This window comes from Gorillibacterium sp. sgz306347 (assembly GCF_059735245.1).
Genome location: NZ_JCAPET010000015.1, coordinates 22,469 through 39,266, shown reverse-complemented (window position 1 = coordinate 39,266; position 16,798 = coordinate 22,469). Strand labels below are relative to the sequence as shown.

15 protein-coding genes are annotated in these 16,798 nt (G+C 44.4%); all 15 read left to right on the top strand.

Going from position 1 to position 16,798, the window contains the following annotated elements:
* The first annotated feature begins 11 nt into the window (after positions 1-11).
* The gene (locus tag AC6I6H_RS10245) at positions 12-3,062 is read left to right on the top strand and encodes a hypothetical protein (RefSeq protein WP_497953663.1); all 3,051 of its coding nucleotides are present in this window, start codon (positions 12-14) and stop codon (positions 3,060-3,062) included.
* 56 nt (positions 3,063-3,118) lie between these two features.
* Positions 3,119-5,149, top strand: a complete 2,031-nt coding sequence (locus tag AC6I6H_RS10240) for a hypothetical protein (RefSeq protein ID WP_497953662.1) — start codon at positions 3,119-3,121, stop codon at positions 5,147-5,149.
* A 65-nt stretch (positions 5,150-5,214) separates the two neighbouring features.
* Positions 5,215-5,565: an EamA family transporter gene (locus AC6I6H_RS10235; protein WP_497953661.1), complete on the top strand. Its 351-nt coding sequence runs from the start codon at positions 5,215-5,217 to the stop codon at positions 5,563-5,565.
* Between the two features lie 22 nt (positions 5,566-5,587).
* Positions 5,588-6,709, top strand: a complete 1,122-nt coding sequence (locus AC6I6H_RS10230; protein WP_497953660.1) for an FAD-dependent oxidoreductase — start codon at positions 5,588-5,590, stop codon at positions 6,707-6,709.
* Complete coding sequence (locus AC6I6H_RS10225) at positions 6,706-7,698, top strand: glycosyltransferase (RefSeq protein ID WP_497953659.1); 993 nt, start codon at positions 6,706-6,708, stop codon at positions 7,696-7,698. Before AC6I6H_RS10230 ends, AC6I6H_RS10225 begins: the two co-directional genes overlap by 4 nt.
* 15 nt (positions 7,699-7,713) lie before the next feature.
* Positions 7,714-8,481, top strand: a complete 768-nt coding sequence (locus tag AC6I6H_RS10220; protein WP_497953658.1) for an NAD-dependent epimerase/dehydratase family protein — start codon at positions 7,714-7,716, stop codon at positions 8,479-8,481.
* Positions 8,478-9,296, top strand: coding sequence for a sugar phosphate isomerase/epimerase family protein (locus AC6I6H_RS10215; RefSeq protein WP_497953657.1), 819 nt, complete (start codon positions 8,478-8,480; stop codon positions 9,294-9,296). The genes AC6I6H_RS10220 and AC6I6H_RS10215 overlap by 4 nt, the downstream gene beginning before the upstream one ends.
* Positions 9,297-9,300: 4 nt before the next feature.
* Entirely contained in the window at positions 9,301-10,086 is a 786-nt protein-coding gene (locus AC6I6H_RS10210; protein WP_497953656.1) for a glycosyltransferase family 2 protein, read from the top strand.
* 27 nt (positions 10,087-10,113) lie between these two features.
* A complete protein-coding gene (locus AC6I6H_RS10205; RefSeq protein WP_497953655.1) occupies positions 10,114-10,857 on the top strand; it encodes a sugar phosphate nucleotidyltransferase in 744 nt (247 codons plus the stop codon).
* 34 nt (positions 10,858-10,891) lie between these two features.
* On the top strand, positions 10,892-11,440 hold the full coding sequence (gene rfbC, locus AC6I6H_RS10200; RefSeq protein WP_497953654.1) for a dTDP-4-dehydrorhamnose 3,5-epimerase: 549 nt from the start codon (positions 10,892-10,894) through the stop codon (positions 11,438-11,440).
* A 69-nt stretch (positions 11,441-11,509) separates the two neighbouring features.
* Complete coding sequence (gene rfbB / locus AC6I6H_RS10195) at positions 11,510-12,559, top strand: dTDP-glucose 4,6-dehydratase (protein WP_497953653.1); 1,050 nt, start codon at positions 11,510-11,512, stop codon at positions 12,557-12,559.
* On the top strand, positions 12,556-13,425 hold the full coding sequence (rfbD, locus tag AC6I6H_RS10190) for a dTDP-4-dehydrorhamnose reductase (RefSeq protein WP_497953652.1): 870 nt from the start codon (positions 12,556-12,558) through the stop codon (positions 13,423-13,425). The genes rfbB and rfbD overlap by 4 nt, the downstream gene beginning before the upstream one ends.
* Positions 13,353-14,405 carry a glycosyltransferase family 2 protein gene (locus AC6I6H_RS10185; protein ID WP_497953651.1) on the top strand — a complete coding sequence of 351 codons (1,053 nt, stop codon included), beginning with the start codon at positions 13,353-13,355 and terminating at the stop codon, positions 14,403-14,405. Before rfbD ends, AC6I6H_RS10185 begins: the two co-directional genes overlap by 73 nt.
* A gap of 45 nt (positions 14,406-14,450) precedes the next feature.
* The gene (locus AC6I6H_RS10180; RefSeq protein ID WP_497953650.1) at positions 14,451-15,359 is read left to right on the top strand and encodes a glycosyltransferase family 2 protein; all 909 of its coding nucleotides are present in this window, start codon (positions 14,451-14,453) and stop codon (positions 15,357-15,359) included.
* Entirely contained in the window at positions 15,328-16,740 is a 1,413-nt protein-coding gene (locus AC6I6H_RS10175; protein ID WP_497953649.1) for an undecaprenyl-phosphate glucose phosphotransferase, read from the top strand. Before AC6I6H_RS10180 ends, AC6I6H_RS10175 begins: the two co-directional genes overlap by 32 nt.
* Positions 16,741-16,798: the final 58 nt, after the last annotated feature.

Here is a 16,798-nt window from a genome sequence, read left to right as displayed (position 1 = left end):
GTCGGATTTGTATGCTTATTAATAAGTTAAAGCAAAGGATTCTTCCAAAAAATTTATATGTTCTGTGGCTTTCTTTTTTGGTGAATGGTTTATTAAGCGGTTCATTATCACTTGGGGTATACTACTTGCTGCGTAAGTATGGCCATCAAAGTTATGATGATTTTGTTGTTGGAAGTATAACTTGGGTGGACTATAACAAAAGTGCCGATTATTTATTCATTATGTTTTTCTTTGCTTGCTTTATTGTTTTGTATCTTTTGACAATCCCTTTGTTTAATAGAATAGTGAACAAGGAACCCAAGTTAAAAGTTCCTGAAGTAAACAGTCATTTTGTTTTATTGTTTGTTGCGGGATTGATTACGTATATTTTTACAATGTGGTTTATTACAGGGACGATTCCCAAAACAGAGATTTTTGTATTGGCCATTTTATCAAGCTTATGCTTTTTCTTATATTCTTTTTATGGGAATGAGAAGGAAAAGCTAAATAAAGTTTTTAAAACCATCTGCTATTATGTATTGTTCATCGTTTTTATATATTTTTCCTATCAAGGTTTTATTATTTTTCTGCGCTTTATAAATCCTGCTTCTTTTGCTAATGACATTTTTATGGTTAAAAAGTTGGCGAAAGTAGTGCTGCTTCTTTCTTTGTTGATCGCTTTTGTGGTCAGTAAAATATCCAAGCGTAATAGGGATTACTCTTGGAAATTGCTTTTAGGGGTTTCACAACTATTTTTACCCTTGCAATTTTTAATTATGGGAAATTTTACTTACCAACAAAACTTGACCTTTTATCGGCCCGAGCTGCCAATCTTTACAAAAGGTCTTTTGGCTGCTGCATCGATAATCGGAATTATAGTTATTTTGTCCAAGCTTTTAAAGCTGAAAAAAAACAATAACGATATAAAGCTATCCACTTTGATTTATGTTCCATCCATTCTCTCTATCTCATGCTTTTTAGCCTATAGAAATCCTGCTTACAGCCCTTTCGCGCATGATGATTTTCACCTCGGTGAACTGATGCTTCCTTGGCAGCAAATCGTGGAATTCAAACAACAGATGTATACTGATTTCGTGTCTGTTCAAGGATTGCTGGGATTAGTTTATGGTGGAATTAATCAATTTTTGTTCAGCGGCAATGGAGCTACATTTCCTCTTGCATTAGTCACTCTCCCAGTGCTGGTTTCCATTCTGGTCAGTTACCTTATGAGTCGCTTCCTCGGCACGGGGTGGGCGTTATTGTTGTGCCTTGTAACATTCCCGGTTGCGGATAGAAATTCCTTGGTCCTTCCGATTTTAATAATTCTTCTCATGCCTTCATTGTTGAAGAAACCTATCCAATGGATATTGGCTTGGGGATGGCTTTCGCTCTTGCATTGCTTTTATAATTCATCAAGCGGCGGTGCATTAACGGCCGCAACTATACCCGTCTTGATCTATATGCTGGTGCAAGCCTATAAAAAGAAAGAATTTCAAAAGCTTTATAAACAACACCCTCTTCAACTGGTCTTGACTGTTATTGTCCATATTGCTTTGATTGTGTTTCTTCTTCCCGGCATAATTGGCTTGATCCAGTTTGTACGAGAAAATGGTGCGGCGAATGCGGTGGCGTACGGAATCGGCTTAACACAGGTTGGGCAAAGCATCCCGGCGTGGTTTCCGCATTGGTTTTCAAATCAGATCCTGGAATACCTTTCTTGGGAAGTACTAAGGACCGGCGGCTGGATAGCGAGCGCAATCATATTGCTCTATTATCTTGTAAAAACTCAAATGAAAAGCCATTTAAATGAAAGTGAAAAGTTGAAATCCAAGCAAATCGCATTCTTATCATTGGCCGGCTTTTTATATGTGCTAATTTTAGTGCCTTACAGCATGGGGAGAATTGATCCAGGAAGTCTAAGCAGAACGGGATCCTCCTCGCTCATGGCGGTTGGATACTTTTTGCCGCTGGTTGTTATTTTGGATATGGCAAACAAACGCTTTAAATTAGTAAGCGCAGCTTTACTAGGGATTTTTCTAGCATACCGAGTTGCATTTATTTACATTGACTTTGAAAAGCTGCCTCTTAGAACGGTAGAGGCGATTGCTGTACCCCAGGAGGCGGTTTTCTTTGAGGATACCAATAACTATCCCAACATTGGAAAAACCTTTATTCCGGCAGAGAAATTGAATGAGATTACACAGTTTAGAACTGCTTTGAATGACATCCTTAAGCCAGGCGAGACATACTTCGATTTTACAAATAAATCGGCTATGTACTATTATCTTGATCTTAAGGAACCAAGCCCATATTCTGCCGACTTTGTGGCAGCAAACTATGAAATGCAATCCAAAGTGATAAATAAAATAAGTGAAAACCCTCCTCCTGTTGCTCTATTGGGACCCAATAGCATTCGACACGATGGGGGCACTGCTTCCTTGAGATCTTATAGGACGTATAAATATTTTATTGCTTCTAATAACTATACGTACTATGAAAAAGATGGCTTTCAGCTCCTATTACGAAATGATCGCTATAACGAACTGGGGCTCCCAGAAAAAGAAGCGGGACAGAATACATCAGAAATTTCTCGGATATTTGCCCAAAAAGAATTGATGGCCATTCCTCTGGCTTGGGGGAATAGTGAGTCAGAGTTAAGCCAACGATTTAGTAATGACAACCTTGCTTTAACAGACGATGGATTAAAGGGTGCGGTAGTAAATGATCTTCAAAGCGAAGCAGATGGCTTTTATAAGGTCTCGGGAAGTGATCCTTTCTTCGAATGGAAGCTACCTCAAACAGCAGAAGGCTCCAAATATGATTTTCTTGTTTTGCAGGTAGAGACAAACGGAAACAAGCAAAATTTTAGAGGTCAGGTGTTTTGGAAAGAAGAAGGGCGAGATGAATATAGCGAGGATCAATCATTCCAGTTTAACGCGCGGGAGGGAACGCTAATTCTTCCAATGGGGTCGCATCCTTCCTGGCTTGTAAAGGAGGGGATCACTCATCTCAGATTTGATATAGATGGTTATAACGATAAGTTGGCGATAACAAAGGTGAGTTTAAACAAATTGGATAAATAATTTGTAATCCCGGTAGTTTGGATTTAGGGTAATCCAACGAATAGGAGAGTCGCAGATTGAATATTACTGAAATCAAAAAAAGCTGGATCGTTACGATATTACTTGCTGCTTTATTCTTCTTTTCAATTCTACTGCGGCTCCCTATATCAAATGAGGAAATTGATATTCAAAATATTGATGCCTCTTATCACGCTCTCTTTACAATTGAAGCGATGAAAGAAAATCCGATCAATGTTCATCGTTTATTACCGATTGTCACTTTAGGAGGTGAAGCAGACAAGTTTATACCGTGGGGAGCTGCAGCAGAGGATGGTAATGGAAACTACTTCTATACATCCTTTCCTCCACTGGGATTTGTCGTTCCCTTTCTTTTTTTTAGTGTGTTTCATTTGCAATCGAATCTGGATAACCTGCTACTTTTTAATTTGATTATTCACTTTTTGGCGTCAGTAGTGTTAAGCAGGTTGTTGCTGAAAATTTTAGTAAAGGGTTTTCCTCGTTTAGCCATTGTCCTCAGTTGCATAGGAGGGGGCATTTATATTTTTAATATTGAGGGGTTATTCTCCCATGGATCAATATATTGGGGGCATTCCCTCTTTCAACTCTTTTGGGTTTTACAACTTCTGCTTTTTGAAAAGATTTATAATAAGACTGAAAAGCCTACAACGTATATCTGGCTCTTCATCATCTCGTTTCTCACTATTTCTACAGAGTGGACAGGGTATTTGGGGAATTTTATTATTTTTGTATTCCTTTTCATTCAGTTTATTAGAAAAAAGTCAAGTTTTTACCCTTCACTAATTGTTTTTGTATCTTCTATATTGGCACTGTTGTATTTTCTTTTTTCCTTTTCTACCGTTCTTGGATGGGGGAAGTTTTTAGAAGCTCTGGAACAGAGGTTCTTCGCAAGGAATATTACTTCTTCAGTTGAACTCTCCCAATTATTTAAAGGTTACTGGGAGTCGTTCGGAGTATATATAATCTTGATCATTTTTTGTTTTCTCCTTGTTTTTTCCTTTGCTGCTTCTCGCCAAGAGTTTATGCAAATTGCAAAAAAAAATATAATTTTATTAATAGCGATGATATTTCCCTTGTTTGAAAACATTATTATGAAACAACATGCTATCGCATATTCATTTGACAGATTGAAATTATCCGTTCTACTAATCACCTTACTTACATTTCTCCTGGCATCTATGAAAAGTCTTGTTAAGAGCTCCCTCTTTTATGGAGGATGTACTTTTATATTCGCCGTTTGCATCCTTGTGGTTTCCTATCAATTCATACACTCAAATAGAGTTTCCTCGTTACCAGAGCTAGCCAGTAATCAATTATTTCAAAAAGAGATGCAAAAGTACGAAGACTTCATTTTTATGGAGTCCGGAAACGTGCGTGGATATTCAAATTTGACACTTCACCATGGCATTTATGGAAATGTTGAAAGTGTAGAGACGCTGGAAAATGTGAGTCAGCACAGGGAGTCTTCAAATGTTGTTTGGATATTAGGCAATGAATGGCCAAATCAAATCAAACTTTGGAGAACAGCGATTATTTATAATAGTAAGTTACAACAAATGGAAGTCATCAATTTGATTACAAATAAGGATATTGAGGCAAGTAAGTTTAATATTAATCCAGTCGTCTCCGAGCAGTTGGTTGTAAATGGAGTTGATAAATTGAAGGGAGAAGACGGAATATACTTGGATATCGAAAAGATTGACGGTGGAGAGGTTTACTTTAACGAAAGTGCGACAAGTAGCAAGAGTCAATTATATAGTGCCGTTATAGATTTGAAAAATACAAAATTGACAACTAGCAATTTTACCGATGAGAACTGGGATTCAGGAGTATTGAGGGAAGGAAACACATTGCTTTTTGACAATACCATCGTAAACCGTATTCTATTAAAGTCAGGATTAATTATCATTTGTGACGCAGGATTAGAAATGACGATAGAGTCTGTTGCCACTAAAGGACAATGGATTAACGTATCGGTTAATAAACAGCAGATGTCTTCGTTAACGTCTTTTCGATTTCCTGCTTCTATACGCGTAATGGCAAACCCCAATGCTGATGATTTACGATGAGTCATTGTTGCTACATCATGATTAAGCTATAATTACCTTGTTTGTTAAATCAATGGAGGTCATTTATGACAATAGCTTTACTGATTCTCGCCATGGTTTTTAATATCGGAGCTCAGTATTTATTAAAAAATGGTGTAAGCGGGATACGGTTTGACGGTTTTTCTTCAAATGTTCTTATGAAAATTTTCTCTTCTCCGTATATATGGATAGGCGCTATTTCGTATGGGATTAGTTTTTTGTTTTATATTCTTGCCATCTCTCGAGGAGAACTGAGTCGAATCTCCCCGGTATCGCAAGCCTTAACCACCCTTGGTGTGGTAGCAATGTCCGTCATTTTCTTTCAGGAATCGTTGTCGTTATACAAAATTGTGGGTGTTGGATTTTTGTTGATCGGCACAATAATAATTTTCAAATAAATGAGGAGTATGGTGAACATGCATGTATGAAAAGTACGACTATCTCATTTTTGGGGCCGGTATTTATGGATTGTTCGCGGCAAAGTTTCTTGGTGAAAAAGGGCTTAAGGTTGCTCTGATCGAATTCGACCGGGAGGCGTTAACGAGAGCAAGCTACATCAATCAAGCCCGGGTTCATAACGGATATCATTATCCGCGGAGTGTCTCGACTGCAGCCAAGTCGGCCAAGTATTATCAGCGCTTTAACGAGGACTTCTCCTTTGCAGTAAATAGCAGGTTTAAAAAGGTATATGCCATCTCAAGCGCGGATTCGCTTACAAACGCAGATCAATTTTTGAGGTTTTGTGAATTTGTTAACATTCCGGCTGAGGAGATCAATAGCCGACCTTATTTTAATCCAGGGGCGGTTGAAGCTGCGTTCGATACAGTGGAATATACTTATGATGCCATCATCATTCGAAAATGGTTTGTGGAGGAACTAAAGAAGTTCCCCCATGTTCATGTGTTCTATGACATGAGACTGGAAGACCTGCAAACCGGCTCCGGGTCTTATTTCCTGGAGTTTAATAATGGGTTGAAGATAGAAACGTCCGCTATCCTTAACTCAACATACGCCAGCGTAAATCAGATTTTAGACCGTTTTCAGTATGAATTGTTTAATATAAAATATGAAATTTGTGAAATTATTCTTACTCACGTCAACCCGAAACTGGAGAACGTAGGGATCACGGTTATGGATGGCCCGTTCTTCTCGGTTATGCCTTTTGGTTTGAGCGGAACGCATTCCTTAACGTCAGTAGGACACACACCGCATGATACATCATATGAAAAGTTGCCTACCTATGAATGTCAAAAGTTTAACCCGGCGTGCACGCCAAAAATCTTGCAGAATTGCAACCTGTGTCCAAGCAAGCCGAACACAGCCTGGACAAGAATGCATCAATTAACCAAAAAGTATTTGGTTCCGGAAATCGAAATTTCTTATAAGGAATCGTTGTTCTCCGTAAAGGCAATTATGAATGCGGCAGAGTTGGATGATTCGCGGCCTACCGTTATCCGGAAATTTTCGGACTCTCCGTCTTTTATTTCAGTACTCTCGGGTAAATTCAATACCATTTACGATTTGGAGGATGCTCTTTTATGAAAGCCCCGAAGGAACATGTATTTGTTTCTGCAGTCGTTTATACTTGTAATGATGAAACGACTGTGGAGGATTTTCTGAAGAAGGTTGATCATGTATTAAGTGAAACTTACGAAAATTTTGAAATTGTTTTAATTAACGATTTCAGTACCGACGCAACGCTAACCAAGGCAAGAAGTGTGGCCAAGCAGCTCAGAGGGAATGTAGTTATCATCAATTTGTCCCGGAGGCATGGGGTAGAGCATGCGATGATGGCTGGCTTAAACAAATCGATGGGGGACTTTGTTTATGAATTCGAGTCCACCGTTATTGATTACCCGCTTGAGATAATTGCAAATCTCTATAAAACGGCAACCGGCGGATACGATATTGTCTCTGCTGCGTCCACATATGTCTCCCGAAATTCGCGTTGGTTCTATAAGCTGGTAAACAGGTTCTCCTACCTGGAGATGGACCTTTCGACAGAAAGGATTCGCTTGGTCACGCGCAGAGCATTAAACAGCATGTTAAACTTGAAAGAGAAAGTTCGTTATCGTAAAGCCCTATATGCTTTTACCGGTTATGCTAGAACAAGAGTTATGTATACGCCTTCCGCAAAAGCACAGAACAAGAAATTTAACCGGGAGAACATCAAGACGGCCTTTGACGTTATTGTTTCTTTCTCCAATTTCGGTTTAAAAATCTCTCATTATCTATCTTTTTCCTTTTTTGCTTTTTCGATATTTATGTTAGGGTATGCTTTGTATCAATTTATTTTCAATAAAAGCGTTGTAGAGGGCTGGACGACGCTGATGATTTTGATCAGCATTGGATTTTCCGGAGTGTTTTTTATCTTTGCCGTGATGGGCGAGTATATTTCAAGAATCTTGATTGAGACGCAAAACCGGCCGACCTATAGTACCCGATCGATAGAACTGTTTAAAGAGAAAAAGGATGTTCAATTGGCCGAAGCCGAGATTGCGCAAGCAGAAGTTGCGGCCACAAACAACTAATAGGGAGGAACGGTTATGGACGGATTGATTGGATATACGGGATTCGTAGGATCGACACTGCTGACCCAAAGAGACTTCAATAAATGTTACAATTCCAAAAATATAGGAACCATAGAAGGCGAACAGTTTGATCTTCTTGTTTGTGCCGGAGCTCCCGCTGTCAAATGGAAAGCCAACCAGGAGCCCGCTGCGGATCTGGACAATTTGAAGGTATTAATGGATGCCTTATCAAAGGTTGAGGCAAAAGAATTTATTCTAATTTCCACCGTGGATGTTTATCCGACACCTTCGAATGTAGATGAAGATGTTATTATTGATCCGGAGGCTAACAGCGCTTATGGCAAACATCGCTACTATTTGGAACAATTCGTTCGGGAGCGGTTTCCGGAAGCGTTAATTGTCCGTTTGCCGGGACTGTTTGGCGAAGGCTTGAAAAAGAACTTTATTTACGATTTGATCCACACTAACTGCTTGCATCTTACCCATAAGGACAGTAAATTTCAATTCTATGATATGTCGCGATTGTGGCAGGATATTTTAATTGCCCAAAAAGCCGGGGTCAAGCTGATCAACTTTGCACCCGAGCCTGTCATTGCTAGAGAAGTAGCTGAAAGAAGCTTTGCGCTCGGTTTTGAAACCGTTACGGAAAAAGAACCCGTTTTCTACGATATGAAGAGCAAGTTCACTTCTTTGTACAATTCATCGGGAGACTATATGTACTCAAAAAACCAAGTCCTGGAGCAAATCCGCGAGTTTGCCCGCCGTCAACAAGGTGTGGTATGAAGCTAGCCATCTCGAATATCGCTTGGGATCTTGCCGAGGACAATGATATCGCCTTGCTTTTAAAAAAGTATCATGCAGATGGAATTGAAATAGCGCCGACCAAAGTGTGGAATCCCCCGGTTGGTCAGCCTGACAGCCAAATTTCCGAGTATAAGCATAATTGGGAATCGCAGCAGATACAAATGGCAGCTATGCAATCCCTGCTTTTTAACCGACCGGAACTAACCCTATTTGAAAGCGACTTAAAAAGAACAGAAACTCTCCTGTTCCTGGAACAAATTATTGAGTTGGCTAGTAAATTGGGCATTCGTGCTCTAGTGTACGGTTCTCCTAAAAACAGGAAAAAAGGCGGCATGAGTAAAGAAGAAAGTTTTGCTGCTGCGATTCCGTTTTTCCGGAAGGTTGGAGAGATCGCCCAGGAGAAGAATGTGGTCTTCTGTATAGAGCCGAATCCGGTGCAGTATAATTGCGACTTTATCACGACAACTCTTGAAGGCGTAGAACTTGTAAAAGAGGTAAATCAGCCGGGCTTCCGCCTGCACATGGATACCGGGACGTTGATTCTAAATGAAGAACCGGTTGAGCAAACAATAGAGGCAGCCTTTCCTTACCTGGCGCACTTCCACATAAGCGAGCCTTATCTGGGACAAGTCGGGGACGCACACCTCGATATTCACAGCCGTATCGCCAAATGCTTGAAAACATGCGGGTATCGGCATTGGGTTTCCATTGAGATGAAGAACGGACTCATGGAAAAGAATGCAGATGCAGTAGAAAAGGCTTTAATCCTCGCATCCAGTCTCTATAAGGAGTAAGGCCATGGATAAACAACAATGGGAAATTCCAAGCCACACGGTTCATGAACTTAGAGAAAAACGGACGAAATATTGTGTGTGTGTGCCTGTTATTAATGAAGGAGAGAAAATTAAGAAGCAGTTGCAAAAAATGAGCCTCCTTTCAAGCGCAGCAGATATCCTTATTTTGGACGGAGGCAGCACCGACAGATCTTTAGAGCCGGAGTTTCTGACAGCTCAAGGAGTACGTACCCTATTAACGAAACAAGACAAAGGCAAACTTAGCGCTCAACTAAGGATGGGGTTTGCTTATGCCATGGAACAGGGGTACGAGGGCGTCATCACGGTGGACGGAAACAATAAGGACAGTGTGGAAAGCATCTCGTTATTTATTGAGACGCTTGAGGAAGGGTATGATTTTGTTCAAGGCTCACGATATGTAAAAGGGGGAAGCGAGGTAAATACTCCGCTTAGCCGTAAATTAGCGATTAAACTGATCCACGCCCCTTTTTTGTCTCTCGTTAGCGGTTTTCGCTACACCGATACAACCAACGGCTTTCGTGCCCATTCCAAAAGGTTATTGCTGCATCCCCAGGTTCAGCCTTTTCGCAAAGTGTTCGACACTTACGAGTTGTTGGCTTATATAAGTGCAATAGCTCCAAAAACTGGTCTGCGGGTAAAAGAAATTCCGGTAAGCAGGAGTTATCCCGTAGGGAAAATACCAACCAAAATTAGTCCGCTTCGTGGAAACATACTCTTATTAAAAACACTTTGGAATGTGGCTTCAAAAAAATATGCTCCAAAGCCATAAGCCATTGACTATTACGGGAGGTTACGCATGAAAGGCATAATCCTGGCCGGAGGAACCGGCTCGCGCTTATTTCCATTGACAAAAGTGACGAATAAGCATTTGCTGCCCGTAGGGAAATATCCAATGATTTTTCACTCGATACATAAGCTCAAACAAGCAGGGATTGAAGACATTTTGATCGTGACCGGCAAAGAGCATATGGGCGATGTGGTGAATCTACTGGGAAGCGGAAAGCAAATGGGCACATGCTTTACTTACAAAGTTCAGGATGAGGCAGGCGGAATTGCACAAGCACTCGGATTGGCAAAGCAATTTGTAGGCCATGATCGGATGGTCATTATTCTGGGTGACAATGTATTTGAAGATGATATTGCGCCGTTTGTTCAACGTTATCAAGAACAGCCTTCCGGAGCCAAAATTTTGATTCAGCAGGTCGAAGACCCGCAGCGGTACGGAGTTCCCGAGTTGGACGGCGACCGGATTGTGGGAATTGAGGAGAAGCCCGCAGAACCCAAAAGCAATTATGCCGTTACAGGAATTTATATGTTTGACGAGCGAGTATTCGATATTATTGATACCTTAAAGCCGTCCGCGAGAGGCGAACTGGAAATCACGGATGTTAACAATGCATATATTGAAAAGAATGAGTTGAGTTACGATATTCTACAGGGTTGGTGGACAGACGCCGGAACGCATGCTTCCTTGGCTTATGCGAACGAACTGGCGAAGGATATCGCAATGGGAGAAGAGTTTGGAAAGTTGAAGCTGTAGTGAACTTGACCAAAGAATGGATGAAGGTGGTTCTATGAATATAAACGCTACCTTACTTAAAGACGCTTATCTTGTTGAACCAGTCGTTCACGGAGATCACCGCGGTTTTTTTGTGGAGAGCTACAATGCCAGGCTGTTCGCCGAGGCAGGCTTGCACTACGAATTTGTTCAAGACAACCATTCTCTGTCGGTTGAGACGGGCATTCTTCGCGGGCTGCATTACCAACTGAACCCTAAAGCTCAAACAAAGTTAATTCGCGTGACGGCAGGAGCCGTTTACGATGTGATTGTGGACATTCGCCGGTCCTCCCCCACCTTTGGCAAGTGGCAAGGCTTTATCCTTAGCGCGTCCAACAAACGGCAGCTTTTGGTTCCCAAGGGATTTGCCCACGGCTTCTGTACATTGGTCCCAAACACAGAAGTGCAATACAAGGTCGATGGGTATTACTCTCCCGAGCATGACCGAGGAATCCTTTGGAACGACCCTTCACTGGGAATTGATTGGCCTGTGACAAAACCGATTCTATCAGCCAAAGACGAAAAACATCCCTTGCTCAAGGATGCGGAATTTAATTTTGAATAATACAGAGTCATCTTGTTATTCACACTTGTAAAGCGAAGTCATCATCGTATGGATGGGAGCGGCAAACGAATGAAGGTTTTGGTTACCGGCGGTGCCGGGTTTATCGGAAGCAACTTTGTTTTGCATCTGCTGAAGGAGCATCCTGATTATGAGGTTGTGAATCTGGATGCGTTGACGTATGCGGGCAACTTGGAAAATTTGCGTTCGGTAGACGGCAATCCCCGCCACACCTTTGTAAAAGGCGATATTGCGGACGAAGCATTCGTTGATTCGCTTTTTGCCAAAGGGCTTGATGCTGTGGTCAATTTTGCCGCCGAATCCCATGTGGATCGGAGCATTACCAATCCGGATATCTTCGTTCGGACGAATGTGCTTGGAACGCAGGTGCTCTTGGATGCCGCCAAAAAATACACCGTGAAGAAGTTTGTGCAGGTGTCAACGGACGAAGTTTACGGCACGCTTGGGGAAACGGGACTGTTCACGGAAGAAACGCCGCTTGCGCCAAACAGCCCTTATTCCGCCAGCAAAGCAGGCGGAGATTTGATGGCCCGTGCTTACCGGGAGACGTACGGGATGCCGATCTGCATTACCCGCTGCTCCAACAATTATGGTCCCTTTCAGTTTCCGGAAAAACTGATTCCGCTGATGATCGCGAATGCTTTGGCCGACAAAGAACTTCCCGTTTACGGGGACGGACTGAATATTCGCGACTGGCTGTATGTGGAGGATCATTGCCGGGCGATCGATCTTGTTTTGCATCAAGGGGTGGACGGGGAAGTCTACAATATCGGCGGCAACAATGAGCGGACGAACATCACGATTGTTAAAACCGTTTTGTCCGCGCTGGGGAAACCGGAATCGTTGATCCGCTACGTTCAAGATCGTCCGGGGCACGACCGCCGTTACGGAATTGATGCCGGCAAAATCACCCGCGAGCTTGGCTGGCAGCCGCGTTATCATTTCGAGTCGGGGATCAAAGCGACGGTTCAATGGTATCTGGACAACCGGGAATGGTGGCAGCGAATTCTCAGCGGAGAATACCGGCATTATTATGAGCAGCAGTACGGAGAACGGCTTCAGGGAGAAAAGGGAGACGGAATCCCGGAGGCCGGCAAATGAAGGTTTTGGTGACAGGTGCGAGCGGGCAGCTCGGAACGGATTTGGTTCGGCTTTTAAGTGCGTCGCATGAAGTGATGGGAACGGACCGGAACGAAATGGACATCACGGACCAGAATGCCTGCATGGCGGTTATCGGAGCGTTCCAGCCGGATGTGGTGATTCACGCAGCCGCTTATACCGCGGTCGATCAGGCGGAGACGGATGTTGACGGTGCTTATCGCATCAATGCGGTGGGAACGCGGAATGTAGCGGCGGCAGCGGAACGGGTTGGCGCGAAGCTGTGTTATATCAGCACGGATTATGTCTTTGACGGCCGGGACAACAAACCGTATAACGAGTATGATCATACGAACCCCGAAAGCATTTACGGGAAGTCGAAACGCGCCGGCGAAACGCTTGTACAAGGGCTGTGTTCCCGTTATTTCATTGTTCGTACTTCCTGGGTGTTTGGACTGCACGGAGCAAACTTCGTGAAAACGATGCTAAGGCTCGGAAAAGAGAAAGGCCGGGTTTCCGTCGTCTCCGATCAGTTTGGTTCTCCCACCTACACGGTGGATTTAAGCCGCTTTTTGGCGGACTTGGCGGAGACGGAGAAATATGGCATCTATCATGCCTCCAACACCGGGACCTGCTCCTGGTACGAGTTTGCTCTGGCGATCTACGAGGAGAGCGGGCTGAAGGTTGAGGTTGAACCGTGTACAACGGAACAATTTCCGCGTCCGGCTCCGCGCCCCAAGTACTCCGTCATGGATCATTCTTTTATCCGCACAAACCATCTTCAGGATTTGCGCCCTTGGCGGGAAGCCTTGCAGGCCTTTTTGCGGGAGCTTCAGGACGCCGAAGACAAGATTGGCGGCAACGCGTAATAACCCGAGGGAGATGCCTCATGCCTACGGTTAGTGTACAGATCGTAACTTTTAACAGCGGAAAAGATATTTCGGCGTGCTTGCAAGCTGTGTTAAACCAAACCTGTCCTATTGTGCAAATCACTGTGGTGGATAATCATTCTTCCGATGAGACCCTGTCTGTGCTGGAGCGCTATGCGGATCAGGTGAAGATTATCGCCAATGAGGAGAACAGGGGATTTGCTGCCGGGCACAATCAGGCCTTGCCGCTGACCGACAGCGATTATGTGCTGGTGTTGAATCCGGATGTTATTTTGCATCCGGATTATCTTCATATCCTGGTCGAATATGCGGAGCAGCAGTCTCGGGCAGGCAATTTAACCGGGCTGCTGCTTTCCGCTTCCCGGTTAGGCATCGTGGACAGCGCCGGTCTCACCATGAAACGGTCACGCCGCGCCTTTGACCGGGGACAGGGAGAAGAAGCATCGGGTTACATGATTCCGGCGGAAGTGTTTGGCGTTTCCGGGGCGGCAGCCTTGTACGCCCGCCGGATGATTTCGGAAATTGAGCAGAACGGGCAGTTTTTTGACGAGGCTTTTTTTGCCTATAAGGAAGATATCGATGTTGCCTGGCGGGCGCGGTTGGCAGGATGGAAGGCTTACTTTGTTCCCGGAGCGACTGCGACGCATGAACGAGGCTGGAAAGCCGGAAGCGAAGGACGCTCCCGGCGGCCTCTGTTTGTAAGGCGGCATTCCTTTGAAAACCGGTATCGTATGCTTCTCAAGAATGAAAAAGGCTCCCGCTTTTTACGGGATTTGATTCATATCCTTCCGTTTGAAGTGGCCCAGCTTGGTTACCTGCTGCTGAAAGAGCGGGATTTGATACCATCCTATTGGCGAATGCTGCGTTTGATTCCGCAACTGCGCAGGCAAAGAAAGAGAGAAGAGGAGCAGTCCGCAAACTCTCGTGAATATAAAAACGCTTATTCTTTTTTCGAGTAATGAAGCTATGGTATAATAGGATTACAAGTTTTTACAGGTGATGACATGGATCTGAGCATAATTATCGTCAATTACAATACGATCAAGTTAACCCTTGACGCCATCGAGTCGGTCTTTCAATCAGAGACCGGCTATTCCTATGAGGTTATTCTGGTGGATAACGCTTCTTCGGACGGCACGGTTACAGCCGTGAAGGAACGGTATCCGCAGGTGCGGGTTATTGAGAATTCGGAAAATGTCGGCTTTTCCCGGGCGAATAATCAGGGAATGAAGCTTGCGGCCGGACGCTATGTGCTGCTGCTTAATTCCGACACGATTGTACCTGCGAATACGCTGGATGCCATGCTGCGCTTTATGGAGGAGCATCCGGATGTCGGGGCGAGCGGCTGCAAAATTGTGCTCCCGGACGGAAGCTTGGACAAAGCCTGCAAACGGGGCTTTCCTACTCCGGCGGCATCCTTCTATTATGCTTTCGGCTTTTCAAAGCTTTTCCCGGACAATCCTCGTTTTAACGGCTATCAGCTGGGGCATCTGAATCCCGATGAATCGCAGCCGATTGACTGTCTGGTGGGCGCTTTTATGCTTGTCAGGCGTACCGCTATCGAGCAGGCCGGAATGCTGGATGAGACCTTTTTCATGTACGGAGAGGACATTGATTGGTGTTACCGGATCAAGCAGGCCGGTTGGGGCATTCATTATCATCCCGCCGTGCAGATTGTCCATTACAAAGGGGCCAGCAGCCGGCGAAAACCGGTGAAGATCGTCTATGAATTCCATCGCGCCATGTACCTGTTTCACCGCAAGCATTTCGCAGAGCGCTATTCTTTCCTGGTGAATGGGCTGGTGTACGCCGGAATAACCGTGAAGCTGGGAGCGGCGCTTGCCAAAAACCAGATGAAACGTATGGGAAGGGGGAGCGGACATGATTCGGAGAAATCAGCACCTGCTGTATAAAATTTACGCTTTGTGCGATTTTCTGATCATTCAGCTTTTCTTTCTGGTTACGTGGTTTTATAAATTCGAATCCGCTTGGGCCGAGGTGGAATCGACGGGACGGCTGCCGTTTTCGCGTTACTACCAATGGGGTTTTGCTTATGGCGTCATTATTGTAGCTGTCGGCTTCTTCATGCATTTCTATTCGCCCAAACGCAAGAAGACGTTCGCATTCGAAGCCTGGAAGGCTTTGCAAATTCATGCGGTCGGCTTTCTGCTGCTGCTCAGCTTTTTGTATGTGGCAAAAGAACTGGACGTCTCCCGGGAGTTTTTGATTCTCTTTGCGGCTTTCAGTATCTTTGGCACCATTTTGTATCGGCTGTGGGTCAAACATCTGCTTCGCCACATGCGCCGGAAAGGATTTAACAAACAGTTTGTTTTGATTCTCGGCGCGGGAAGCCTGGGGCGGCGGTTTTACAAAAGCTTGGAGCAGAACCCTGAGTTAGGGTATGAAGTGGTCGGGTTTCTCGATGATATGGTAACGGAGCATGACGCCGCGCATCGGCACTACAAGCCCGTTCTCGGAAGATTGTCCGAACTGGACGAAATTTTGAGCAGTGTTATGATCGACGAAGTCGTTCTCGCGTTGCCCTTGTATGCGCACGACAAGTTTGGCCGCTTGATCAATACCTGCGAGAAAGCCGGCGTCCGGACCATGATCATTCCCGACTTTTTCAACTACTTGCCGGCGCGGCCGCATTTCGATAATTTTGCCGGGCTTCCGCTTATTAACGTCCGGGATATTCCTTTGGACAACTTGAACAACCGGATTTTAAAAAGAGCGTTCGATCTTGTTTTTTCGGGAGCTGCGCTGGTGGTGACCTTTCCGGTCATGCTGGCGATTGCGATCGGCATCAAGCTGACTTCTCCGGGGCCTGTTCTTTTTAAGCAGGAGCGTGTGGGGCTAAACCGCCGCACGTTCTTTATGTACAAGTTTCGCACCATGGCGCACTCGGACCAGAAAACGGCGGATACGGAGTGGACGGTGGAAAACGATCCGCGAAGGACCGGATTTGGCGCGTTTTTGCGCCGCACCAGCCTGGATGAGCTGCCGCAGTTTTTTAATGTTTTGATGGGAGATATGAGCGTGGTCGGCCCCCGGCCGGAACGGCCTTATTTTGTCGATCAGTTTAAGGAAGAGATTCCGAAATACATGGTGAAGCATCACATTCGGCCCGGCATGACGGGCTGGGCGCAAAGCAACGGCTTGCGCGGAGATACGTCCATTCGGGACCGGATCTCGTACGATATTTACTATATTGAAAATTGGTCTTTTTTCTTCGATATTCGGATTATTTCACAGACGGTTTGGAAGGGCTTGGTGAACAAAAACGCGTATTAAAAACGGGGAGGCCGAGAGCCTTCCCGTTTCTTTTTGTATGTCCAATGCGGATCTTATA

Bases quoted from the DNA above. Each gene is read 5' to 3' on its own strand.
- AC6I6H_RS10175 (WP_497953649.1), top strand. From the start codon at position 15,328: ATGATTCGGAGAAATCAGCACCTGCTGTATAAAATTTACGCTTTGTGC.
- AC6I6H_RS10235 (WP_497953661.1), top strand. From the start codon at position 5,215: ATGACAATAGCTTTACTGATTCTCGCCATGGTTTTTAATATCGGAGCT.
- AC6I6H_RS10205 (WP_497953655.1), top strand. From the start codon at position 10,114: ATGAAAGGCATAATCCTGGCCGGAGGAACCGGCTCGCGCTTATTTCCA.
- AC6I6H_RS10230 (WP_497953660.1), top strand. From the start codon at position 5,588: ATGTATGAAAAGTACGACTATCTCATTTTTGGGGCCGGTATTTATGGA.
- AC6I6H_RS10220 (WP_497953658.1), top strand. From the start codon at position 7,714: ATGGACGGATTGATTGGATATACGGGATTCGTAGGATCGACACTGCTG.
- rfbC (WP_497953654.1), top strand. From the start codon at position 10,892: ATGAATATAAACGCTACCTTACTTAAAGACGCTTATCTTGTTGAACCA.
- AC6I6H_RS10225 (WP_497953659.1), top strand. From the start codon at position 6,706: ATGAAAGCCCCGAAGGAACATGTATTTGTTTCTGCAGTCGTTTATACT.
- AC6I6H_RS10215 (WP_497953657.1), top strand. From the start codon at position 8,478: ATGAAGCTAGCCATCTCGAATATCGCTTGGGATCTTGCCGAGGACAAT.
- AC6I6H_RS10180 (WP_497953650.1), top strand. From the start codon at position 14,451: ATGGATCTGAGCATAATTATCGTCAATTACAATACGATCAAGTTAACC.
- AC6I6H_RS10210 (WP_497953656.1), top strand. From the start codon at position 9,301: ATGGATAAACAACAATGGGAAATTCCAAGCCACACGGTTCATGAACTT.
- rfbD (WP_497953652.1), top strand. From the start codon at position 12,556: ATGAAGGTTTTGGTGACAGGTGCGAGCGGGCAGCTCGGAACGGATTTG.
- rfbB (WP_497953653.1), top strand. From the start codon at position 11,510: ATGAAGGTTTTGGTTACCGGCGGTGCCGGGTTTATCGGAAGCAACTTT.
- AC6I6H_RS10245 (WP_497953663.1), top strand. From the start codon at position 12: ATGCTTATTAATAAGTTAAAGCAAAGGATTCTTCCAAAAAATTTATAT.